General features: G+C 59.9%; 1 pseudogene. It reads left to right on the top strand.

What is annotated here, in order from left to right:
• Nucleotides 1–25 precede the first annotated feature (25 nt).
• Nucleotides 26–314: pseudogene (locus PZH32_RS12380) on the top strand (TVP38/TMEM64 family protein); the annotation flags it as partial.

The raw sequence follows: 314 nt of genomic DNA, 5'->3' as shown, positions 1-314 counted from the left end.
GCACCATTCCCAGCGTCTCCAGAAGCTGGAAGCCAAGGCCCATGAAGAGAAAACCGTGGCCGGGCACCCCATGCCCGCCGCCGACATCTTCAAGTTCGTCGGTCTCATTGCGTTTTTCGCCAGCATGGTGGTCATTGTCATAGCTGTCTGGCCCATGATCCACGAAATTTTCGAGCCCGGCGGTATCGAGCGCGTTACCCCCGAGGTGCGCAATGCGGGCCCGTGGGGCTTCCTCATCTTGCTGGCCATTCAGTTCCTGCAAATTGTGGTGGCCTTCATTCCCGGTGAGGTGGTGCAGGTAGCCGCCGGCATGA

It is taken from the genome of Adlercreutzia equolifaciens, assembly GCF_029076695.1.
GTDB classification, from domain to species: domain Bacteria; phylum Actinomycetota; class Coriobacteriia; order Coriobacteriales; family Eggerthellaceae; genus Adlercreutzia; species Adlercreutzia equolifaciens_A.
This window is presented reverse-complemented; position numbering and strand designations above follow the sequence as displayed.